Genomic DNA, 9,019 nt, shown 5'->3' with positions numbered 1-9,019 from the left:
ACGCTGCCCGACAGCACGAAGCAGCCGTGGTCCTCCGTCAGCGCGTCCAGCGTGGCCCCCAGCGCGTCCAGGGCCTCCTCCGGAACGCGGAGCCCGGGCAGGTTCAGGTCCGTCACCGCGCCCCTCGCGCGCAGGCGCTCCGTCAGCGTGGCGTAGATGGTCGCGGGCACTCCCGCCGGCACGCTGCCCGACAGCACGAAGCAGCCGTGGTCCTCCGTCAGCGCGTCCAGCGTGGCCCCCAGCGCGTCCAGGGCCTCCTCCGGAACGCGGAGCCCGGGCAGGTTCAGGTCCGTCACCGCGCCGCTCGTGCGGTCCACGACCTTGATGTTCACGCGGCTGGAGCCCGGCAGGCGCAGGCAGCGATCCTGGATGCCCCGGTCGTGGAACAACGCTTCGAACAGCGTCACGTTGTCCGCGCCCAGGAAGCCCGCCGCCGTCACCGGCCGGGAGCCTCCCGCGAGGAACGCCGCCACGTTGATGCCCTTGCCCCCCGGCGTGCGCGTCTCCGCCACCACGCGGTTGACGGCGCCCGCCGTGAAGCCCGGGCACTCCAGCGTTTGATCAATGGCCGCGTTCAAGGTGACGGTCACCACCCCCGGCTTCGTCGCCCTCATGCCTTCGTTCCCTTCTTCGCCAGCAGGCCGCGCACCAACGCCCGCACCTCCGCCGCGTTGCCGCTGTCCAGGGCCTCGCGCGCCACCGCCTCCGCGTCCGCCATGGACAGGCCCCGCAGCAGCGCCTTCACCGACGGGATGCTGGGAATGGCGACGCTCAGCTCGGTGACGCCCAGTCCGGACAGCACCACCGCGCCCGACGGGTCTCCGGCGATGCCTCCGCAGGCGCCCACCCAGATGCCCGCCTTCCGGGCCGCTCGCACCGTGAGGTCCACCATGCGCAGCACCGCCGGATGCAGACCATCCGCCTGGGGTGCCAGCACCGGGTGCTCCCGGTCCATCGCCAGCACGTACTGCGTCAGGTCGTTCGTGCCGATGGAGAAGAACGACACGTCCCTCGCCAGCCGGTCCGCCATCATCACCGCCGAGGGCACTTCAATCATGATGCCCACCTCCACCGGATCCGCGCCCACCTCCAACCGCACGGACTCCGTGATGGCGCGGGCCTTCGCCAGCTCCTCGGGCATCGCGACCATCGGATACATGATGCGGACCGGGCCCTCCTTCGACGCTCGCAGGATGGCGCGCAACTGCGTGCGGAACAGGTCCTCGCGTTCGAAGCACAGCCGGATGCCGCGCACGCCCAGGAAGGGGTTCTCCTCCGCCGGCAGCGACAGGTAGGGCACGTGCTTGTCGCCGCCGATGTCCAGCGTGCGCAGGATGAGGGGCAGGCCGTTGAGCGCGCGCACCATGGTGCGGTACGCGTGGAACTGCTCCTCCTCGTCGGGCGGGTTGTCGCGCTTGAGGAAGAGGAACTCCGTGCGCATCAGGCCCACGCCCTCGCCGCCCGCATCGACGGCCTTCTGCGCTTCCGCGGCCTCGCTGATGTTCGCGGCCACCTCCACGCGCTTGCCGTCCAGCGTGATGGCGGGCCGGTAGCGCTCCAGCTTCTCCTCCTCGCGACGGGCCTGGGTGCGCTCGCGCTGGTTCGCGGCCTTCGCGCGGTCCCGCTCCGACGGGCCCACCACGAGCACGCCCGCGTCGCCGTCCAGGATGCAGTGCTGTCCATTGCGCAGGTCCAGCAGCGACGGCCCCACCGCCACCACCGCCGGCAGGTCGAGCGAGCGCGCGATGATGGCCGTGTGCGACGTGGTGCCGCCGCCCACCGTGCACAGGCCCAGCACCATCGCGGGGTCCAGCTTCGCGGTGTCCGACGGCGCCAGGTCCTCCGCCAGCAGCACCACCGGGTGGTCCGGGAAGGTGGCCTCGCCCTCCACCACCTTCGCCAGGGGCCGCAGCACGCGCCGGCCCACGTCCCGCAGGTCGGCGGCTCGCGCGGCCAGGGTCGGTTCCGCCAGCCTGGCCAGCGAGTCAGCGCGGCTTTCGAACACGCGGCGCCAGGACGCGCCCGCGCTCATCCCGGTGTCGATGTGGCCGTGCGTCTCCGACAACATCTCCGGGTCGTCCAGCAGCTCCAGGTGCGCCTTGAAGATGGCGGCCCGCTGCGCTCCGGCCTTCTGCAGGAAGCCCTCGTGCAGCTGACGCAGCTCCGCCGCCGCGCCCGCCAGGGATTCCTCCAGGCGGCGGTGTTCCTGCGCGCTGTCGGGGGCGTGCTCCTCCACCTCCAGTCGCTCCCGCTGGAAGGCCCACACCGGCCCGGCGGCGATGCCCGGCGACGCGGACAGGCCCGCCACCAGCGTGCCCTCGTAGTCGAGCGTCACGGTGGCGGCCATCGGGGCCGCGCTCGCGGTGGGCGCGACGGCTTCCCCTTCGCCCAGCCCGGACTGGAACGCGTCCCGGAGCGCGTCGAGCACCGCGTTCGCGTCATCCCCCGTCGCGGTGAGCGTCAGCGCCGTGCCGGCCCGAGCGCCCAGTTGCAGGAGCGACAGGAGGCTTCGCGCATTCGCCTGCCGTCCTTCGTGGTGCACGGTGACGTCCGCGCGGAAGCGGCGGATCACCTCCACCAGCACGGTGGCCGGGCGCGCGTGCAGGCCGTGCGGGGAAGGGGAGGTGACCTGGAGATGCGGCCCGTCGAACGTCACGACGGAGGCCTGGGGCTCTGGCGCGGCGGCGGCGCCGTTGAGCGCCTGGACGATGACGGCCGGATCCCGCGTGTGGGCCAGCGCTTCGGATTGGGTTTCATCACCCAGCACGCCGGTGAGGTTGGCGAGCACCTGGAGGTGTTCGTCGGACTTCGCCGCGATGCCCACCACGATGCGCGCGGAACCCTCCGGGCTCCACGGGACGCCGGCGGGAAACTGCACCACGACGACGCCCGTCTGGCGCACGTGGTCCCGCGCTTCAGGCAGACCGTGGGGAATCGCGATGCCGTGGCCCAGGTACGTCGCGGACACCTGTTCGCGCTTGAGCATGCTGTCGATGTAGCCGGGCGCGATGAAGCCCGACTCCACCATCACCTGCCCGACCATGCGGATGGCCTCCGCCTTGTTGGCGGCGGAGCGTCCCAGTCGGACCTGCGAGGGTGTCAACGTCAGCATCGGGGCTCCTTGGCGACCGCGGGGGACGACGGTGCATCCTGCCCCGGGATACCACCTCCGCCGGTTGAGTCCCCCAGGTCCCGTCTTCCCGGTAACAGCCCGCCGCAGGGAAAATCCGTGGAAGTCCGTGCGCCCGCCCGCACCGCGAGCATGGGCCCGCCCGCCAGCCAACGTCTCGCGTCCGAGGGCGTGACGGCAGGTGGGAGGGTGTTAAGGAGGAGGCCGTCATGCCTGACAGCGTCCTGGACTTCTACGAAGGGCTGGCCGAGGAGTACCACCTGCTCTTCGCGGACTGGGAGCAGTCGGTGGAGCGGCAGGGCGCGGTGCTGGACGCACTCCTGCGCCGTTCAGGCGCGCCGCCTCCGCGCCGGGTGTTGGACTGCGCGTGCGGCATCGGCACGCAGGCGCTGGGGCTTGCGGCGCGAGGCTTCGGGGTGCACGCCACGGACCTGAGTCCGTCCGCGGTGGCCCGCGCGGAGCGGGAAGCGCGCGCCATGCACGTGAGCATCACCACGGGCGTGGCGGACATGCGGATGCTGGACTGGCAGGTGCCGGACACGTTCGACGTGGTGATGGCGTGCGACAACGCGCTCGCGCACCTGCTGGAGGACTCGGACCTGCAGGACGCGGCGAACGCGATGGCGTCACGCCTGGTGCCCGGTGGACTGCTGGTGGCGAGCCTGCGGGACAACGCCGCGCTGCTGGAGAAGCGGCCGCGCTTCACGGCGGAGCGCGTGCTGGACACGCCGCTGGGCCGCCGCGTCCTCTTCCAGGTCTGGGATTGGGCGGTGGACGACCGGCAGTACACGGTGCGCCAGTTCATCCTGCGCCAGGAGTCCGGCATCTGGCACACCACCGAGCACACCGGCATCTACCGGCTGCTGGAGCGTCTGGAATTGGAGCGCGCGCTCACGCAGGCGGGGCTGGTGGATCCGCGCTGGTACTCGCCGGAGGAGAGCGGCTTCTACCAGCCGCTCATCACCGTTCGGAAACCCTGAGCCACCAGGACTCCAGCTCCAGGCGCACGAAGGGCAGGGCGTGGTGGCGCACGGTGGCGGCGGCCTTGAACAGCACCTGGGCCTGTCGCGCCCGGGTGCGCAGCGTGTCGAGCGACACGGGGAGTCGCGTCGGGTGCAGCGGTCCCACCCAGACCAGCGCCACCAGGAGCTGGAGCGCCACCAGCCACCCCAGTGTGTCCCGCAGCACCGGGAGCCACCGCTGTCCGTCACGCTCTGTCCATCCGCTCGGCGTTCTGTCCACGGCACCCTCTTGGCGACAGTTGTAGTCACGAAGGGATATGCCATGACTACAGCAGTAGTCAAGACGGCGTAGCGGAGACGTATGCGGGTGTGCCCCAGCGTCTAGCGCTGTTGTTCCAGCAAGACGCTGCTGCCCGCTCCTGCGTCGCTGTTCCTGGAACCAACGCTCCCTGATAGTTGGGACCGTCCAGGCCGTGAACATGTACGACAGTGACGCGTTGTAGGTGCATTCGATGACGGAGGGCGCGTGCTGCCCGGAACGCCCAGTCGCGCTGGACCTCCAGGGTTGAACGCAGGGCCGAAGTGGCAGGACCTCTGACGAGCATGCGGTATGCACTCCAAGTACGGTTCACCTCGCAGGCGAGTCGAGGCCTCGCGCGACCAGTGCGTGCAGGTGCGGTTTGAAGAGGTAGAGGAGTGACCTGTAGCGCCTGTTAGAGAGGAACCATTTCCTCGACCTCCGGAGCAGCGGAGGCATGATGTAGAAGCCGCATCACTGCCCGGAACAATCCCTGCGTGCGAGATGAGGTGCGGCGCCTTGCCGTATGTGGGTAGTGGAGGAAGAGGAACGTGGTCCGCCAAGCGGCGAAAAATGTTCGGGAGTCCGCTCCGTGAGCTACGCGGTCAAGGAGCTTTTCTACACGTTGCAGGGTGAAGGAGCTCAGGCGGGTCGTGCCGCCGTGTTCCTCCGCTTCGCGGGCTGCAACCTGTGGAGCGGCCTCGAACGAGACCGGGAACGCGGCACGGGCGGTTGTTCCCGATGGTGCGACACCCAGTTCGTGGGAACGAATGGTCCTGGCGGTGGGCGCTTTGCCTCCGCGTCGATCCTGGCCGATGCTGTTGCCTCGGCATGGCCACGGGAACGACCCAAGGCCCAGTCCATGGTGGTGTGCACGGGTGGAGAGCCACTTCTCCAGTTGGATGTACCGCTCCTGGATGCGCTTCATGCTCGAGGATTCCAGGTTGCTGTGGAAACCAATGGAACGCGTCCCGTCCCGTCGGAAGTGGACTGGATCTGTGTGAGTCCGAAAGCGGGCACCGAATTGGTGCAGCGGACTGGCAATGAGTTGAAGCTCGTCTTCCCCCAACTGGGGTTCGAACCGGAGCGCTTCGAGGCACTGGGATTCTCCCATTTCATCCTTCAGCCGATGGATGGACCGGACCGCGTGCGGAATACACAAGTGGCCCTTGAGTACTGCCTGGAGCATCCGCAGTGGCGGTTGGGGCTCCAGATGCACAAGGTGCTGGGAATTCCCTGAGGCGAGTGGCTCCATGGGGAACACGCTGCACATCATCGCGAGTTGTACGGATCGCAAGCATCTCCCGGTACCGGAGTCTCTCCGGTTGCGTCATACCCAGGGGGCAGATGCGGAGGCCCGCGCACGAGCTTGGTGGCAGCGGCTGAGTTCCAACGCGCATCCGACGAGACCTGCCAGTCAGCTCTATGCTGGCGAGCATTGGAGCGTCGTTCTGGGACTCTCCGCCATCGCGCGGGAGCGGGGGTTCACCCCTAGCCTTTGGATTGCCTCGGCAGGGTACGGGCTCATCTCCGAGAAAGCTTTGGTTCGGCCCTATTCCGCGACCTTTGCTCGAGGTCATGCCGACTCGGTGGTGCGCGATGCGAAGGGTCATTCCTCCGCCGAACAACTCCAGGTCTGGTGGAAGACATTGTCCGGTTGCGGAGGGGCTCCACGCCATCAAGCGCGTTCCCTCAGTCAACTGGCGCGAAACCAGCCGCAAGCCAACTTCCTGGTTGTCGCCTCTCCGCTCTACATCACAGCCCTCGCGACCGATCTCAGCAATGCTGCTGGGTATCTTCATCATCCGGAGCGGTTGCTGGTGGTGTCTGCGCCCACGCCACTGGCACAAGGGGTGCTCGCGCCCTATTGGATCCCCTCGAGCGCTCATCATCAGGAACGGTTGGGGGGGTCTCGCTTGGGGCTCCATGCCCGGGTGGCACGCGAGATTCTGCTGACCTCGTCAGGGGGGGGCTTGAATGCTCCTGAAGTCCAGAAGGAGTACCGACAACTTGTCCAGCAGAGCGCTCCGCTCCATCGCTACAACCGCAAGCCGATGACGGATGATGACGTGTGCGCCTTCATCCGTCAGGCAATGGATGGAGGGGTAAAATCGTGGAGTGCGGGGTTGAAGCAACTCCGGGCACAGCAGTTCGCGTGTGAGCAACACCGCTTCAAGAGTCTCTTCGTCAAGGTTCAGGAGAACACATGAAGAGAGCAAAGCGTGAGGTTGTCGAGCGACGTGCCATTCGCGTCATCCAGACGCCACGGCATCCCCTTTTCCTGTTCGCCCTGAGCGCGAAGGAACTGCAGGCTGTGGCTGACATTTCGCGTGTATTTCGCGATGCCGAAGGTCGTCTTCAGGGATATCAGCGCCCCAAGGTGAAGCGGCACGTTCGAAACATCACGGAGTACCTCGACAGCGAAGAGGTCATCTTTCCAAACCCTATCATTCTTGCACTGAACTCCGCCGTCATCTTCAAGAAGGAGCTGGGGCCGCGCGTGGATGGGGGGCAACTCGAATCCGGGGTGCTCTGTATTCCAATCCCCGCACCAGGGCAGCCCCGGCCTGCTTGGATCGTCGATGGTCAGCAGAGGGCCCTGGCCCTGGCTCAGTGCCGTCGCCAGGATCTGCTCGTACCCGTCAATGCGTTCATCGCGGACGAAGTCGATGTGCAGCGGGATCAGTTCCTGCGGGTCAACAGCAGCAAGCCACTTCCTCGTGGCCTCATCACTGAACTCCTGCCGGAAGTCGGGACTCTGTTGCCACCAAACCTGGCGGCGCGAAGGGTTCCCGCCGCCCTTTGCGACTTGTTGAATCGGGACCGAGAATCACCCTTCAAGGGGCTCATTCGGCGCAATTCCATGGATGCGGAAGCCCGTCGTAACGCCATCATCACCGACATGGCAATCGTGACGATGATCAAGGAGAGCTTGACCCATTTGACGGGTTGCCTGTTTCCCTATCGGAACGTCGCCACTTTGGAAACCGACTTTGACTCGATTCGCAAGATGCTCCTCCTGTTCTGGACGGCCGTGAAAGAGGTCTTCCCAGAGGCATGGGGACTCCCTCCATCACGAAGCCGGTTGATGCATGGGACCGGGGTTCGCGCGATGGGACGCTTGATGGACAAGGTCATGAGCAACATCGACATCAATGGAGCGCGCGCTCCGCGACTGGTAAAGGCGGAACTCCTCGGCATCCGGCACGTATGCCGATGGACGGAGGGACACTGGGAGGAATCGGGCCTTGCCTGGAATCAGATTCAAAACACTCCCCAACACATTCGGTTGCTCTCGCATGTCCTGATTCGTGCGTACACGGGCAACCGGCGGACGGTCGCGTGAAGTTCTTCTTTCCCGACAGCCAGGACCTGATCGATCCCAGTTTCGACTTCGAGTGCGAACGACGCTCGACGACTCGAAAGCGGCAGAGGGATGACCTCTACGCTCACGAGGTTTTCGCGTCGACGCCTTTTGATGGCTTCCTGGTCTCGAAAGGGATCGTGGATGGCTACGGCGCTCTGGGAAGTCGCTATACGCTTGCGCAGCGACACCGGTTGTTGCGTCTGGGGGCTCCAGAGTTCTTCCGCCTCGACCAGGCCCCTCGGAAACTCTCCATCATGGGCGACTGCGGTGCTTTCACCTATGTAAAGGAGGAGGTGCCGCCCTACTCCGTCGAGGAGGTCCTGGACTTCTACGGCAATTGCCAGTTCGACTACGGCCTCTCCCTGGACCACGTCATCCTGCTGTTCAAGCCGGAGGCGGATGCTCGCGGTGCAGCGAGGGACCTTGTTCCAGAGGAGTTGCGCGAGCGGAGGGAGTTGACGTTGCGGCTCGCGGAGGAGTTCCTGAAAAGGCACACGAAAGGTGGCTACGCTTTTGAACCCGTAGGGGTCGCCCAGGGGTGGAGCCCTTTGTCCTATGCGAACTCCGTGAAGGCCCTTCAGAAGATGGGCTTTCGCTCGATTGCACTCGGAGGAATGGTTCCTCTCAAGTCGAACGAGATCATCAGTTGTCTCGAGGCCATTCACGAGATCAAGCAGGCAGGCATTCAACTGCACTTGCTTGGAATCACCCGGACGGAGCATCTGAAGACCTTTGCCCGCCTGGGAATCACATCCTTTGACAGCACGTCTCCTCTGAGGCAGGCGTTCAAGGACGATAAGGACAATTACTACACCGCCGCGCGTAACTACACGGCCATTCGGATTCCCCAGGTCGAGGGCAATCCGGCGCTCCAGCGAAAAGTTTCGTCCGGTGCCGTATCCCAGGACCTCGCCCGGAAACTGGAAAAAGCCTGTCTTGAGGTCATGAAGCTCTTTGATGAAGGGCGCCGGACAGTCGACCAGGCCCTGGCGGTATTGATGGAATACGAGCGTTTCTACGATCCGGGCTCCAAGAAGAACCACGAGGCGGCCTACCGTCAGACGCTCACGGATGCTCCCTGGCGCAAGTGTCCGTGTGACGTGTGCCGTGATCTGCGCTATCACGTCGTCCTTTTCCGCGGAGCGGAGAGAAATCGTCGGCGCGGATTTCACAACATCTGGACTTTCTATCAACAGCTCGAGAAGGAACTCGGGCTCGGGCAGGGGAGCGCGGCCTGAAGGCCCGACCTGATACAGGAGTCA

Annotated in this window: 8 protein-coding genes; 5 read left to right on the top strand and 3 right to left on the bottom strand. The window is 65.9% G+C overall.

Going from position 1 to position 9,019, the window contains the following annotated elements; all coding sequences use genetic code 11:
• The coding region (locus D7X74_RS09270; RefSeq protein WP_233602034.1) for a 1-phosphofructokinase family hexose kinase at window positions 1–614 on the bottom strand (614 nt) is incomplete at its 3' end.
• Window positions 611–3,112, bottom strand: coding sequence for a phosphoenolpyruvate--protein phosphotransferase (gene ptsP / locus D7X74_RS09265; protein ID WP_120532567.1), 2,502 nt, complete (start codon window positions 3,110–3,112; stop codon window positions 611–613). The genes D7X74_RS09270 and ptsP, both read right to left, overlap by 4 nt.
• A 227-nt stretch (window positions 3,113–3,339) precedes the next feature.
• On the opposite strand from ptsP, the gene D7X74_RS09260 reads away from it, so the two are divergent.
• On the top strand, window positions 3,340–4,110 hold the full coding sequence (locus tag D7X74_RS09260) for a bifunctional 2-polyprenyl-6-hydroxyphenol methylase/3-demethylubiquinol 3-O-methyltransferase UbiG (RefSeq protein WP_120532566.1): 771 nt from the start codon (window positions 3,340–3,342) through the stop codon (window positions 4,108–4,110).
• Here D7X74_RS09260 and D7X74_RS09255 read toward each other — a convergent pair.
• Window positions 4,091–4,318 (bottom strand): hypothetical protein, encoded by a 228-nt coding sequence (locus tag D7X74_RS09255; RefSeq protein WP_120532565.1) that lies wholly within the window; start codon window positions 4,316–4,318, stop codon window positions 4,091–4,093. The two genes, D7X74_RS09260 and D7X74_RS09255, sit on opposite strands and share 20 nt — an antisense overlap.
• Before the next feature lie 664 nt (window positions 4,319–4,982).
• Between D7X74_RS09255 and queE the strand changes: the two genes are divergently transcribed.
• The 4 genes from queE to dpdA are packed head-to-tail and all read left to right on the top strand — an operon-like array spanning window position 4,983 to window position 8,995.
• Window positions 4,983–5,630, top strand: a complete 648-nt coding sequence (gene queE, locus D7X74_RS09250; RefSeq protein ID WP_120532564.1) for a 7-carboxy-7-deazaguanine synthase — start codon at window positions 4,983–4,985, stop codon at window positions 5,628–5,630.
• A 13-nt stretch (window positions 5,631–5,643) separates the two neighbouring features.
• A complete protein-coding gene (locus D7X74_RS09245; RefSeq protein WP_120532563.1) occupies window positions 5,644–6,600 on the top strand; it encodes a hypothetical protein in 957 nt (318 codons plus the stop codon).
• Window positions 6,597–7,736, top strand: coding sequence for a DGQHR domain-containing protein DpdB (dbpB, locus tag D7X74_RS09240; protein ID WP_120532562.1), 1,140 nt, complete (start codon window positions 6,597–6,599; stop codon window positions 7,734–7,736). Before D7X74_RS09245 ends, dbpB begins: the two co-directional genes overlap by 4 nt.
• Window positions 7,733–8,995: a tRNA-guanine transglycosylase DpdA gene (dpdA, locus tag D7X74_RS09235; RefSeq protein WP_120532561.1), complete on the top strand. Its 1,263-nt coding sequence runs from the start codon at window positions 7,733–7,735 to the stop codon at window positions 8,993–8,995. The genes dbpB and dpdA overlap by 4 nt, the downstream gene beginning before the upstream one ends.
• Window positions 8,996–9,019: the final 24 nt, after the last annotated feature.

Source organism: Corallococcus sp. CA047B, from assembly GCF_003612065.1.
Classification (GTDB): domain Bacteria; phylum Myxococcota; class Myxococcia; order Myxococcales; family Myxococcaceae; genus Corallococcus; species Corallococcus praedator.
Note: the sequence above shows the minus strand (reverse complement) of the source record. Positions and strands in the feature narration are given on the sequence as shown.

Bases quoted from the DNA above. Each gene is read 5' to 3' on its own strand.
- D7X74_RS09260 (WP_120532566.1), top strand. From the start codon at position 3,340: ATGCCTGACAGCGTCCTGGACTTCTACGAAGGGCTGGCCGAGGAGTAC.
- ptsP (WP_120532567.1), bottom strand. From the start codon at position 3,112: ATGCTGACGTTGACACCCTCGCAGGTCCGACTGGGACGCTCCGCCGCC.
- dbpB (WP_120532562.1), top strand. From the start codon at position 6,597: ATGAAGAGAGCAAAGCGTGAGGTTGTCGAGCGACGTGCCATTCGCGTC.
- D7X74_RS09245 (WP_120532563.1), top strand. From the start codon at position 5,644: ATGGGGAACACGCTGCACATCATCGCGAGTTGTACGGATCGCAAGCAT.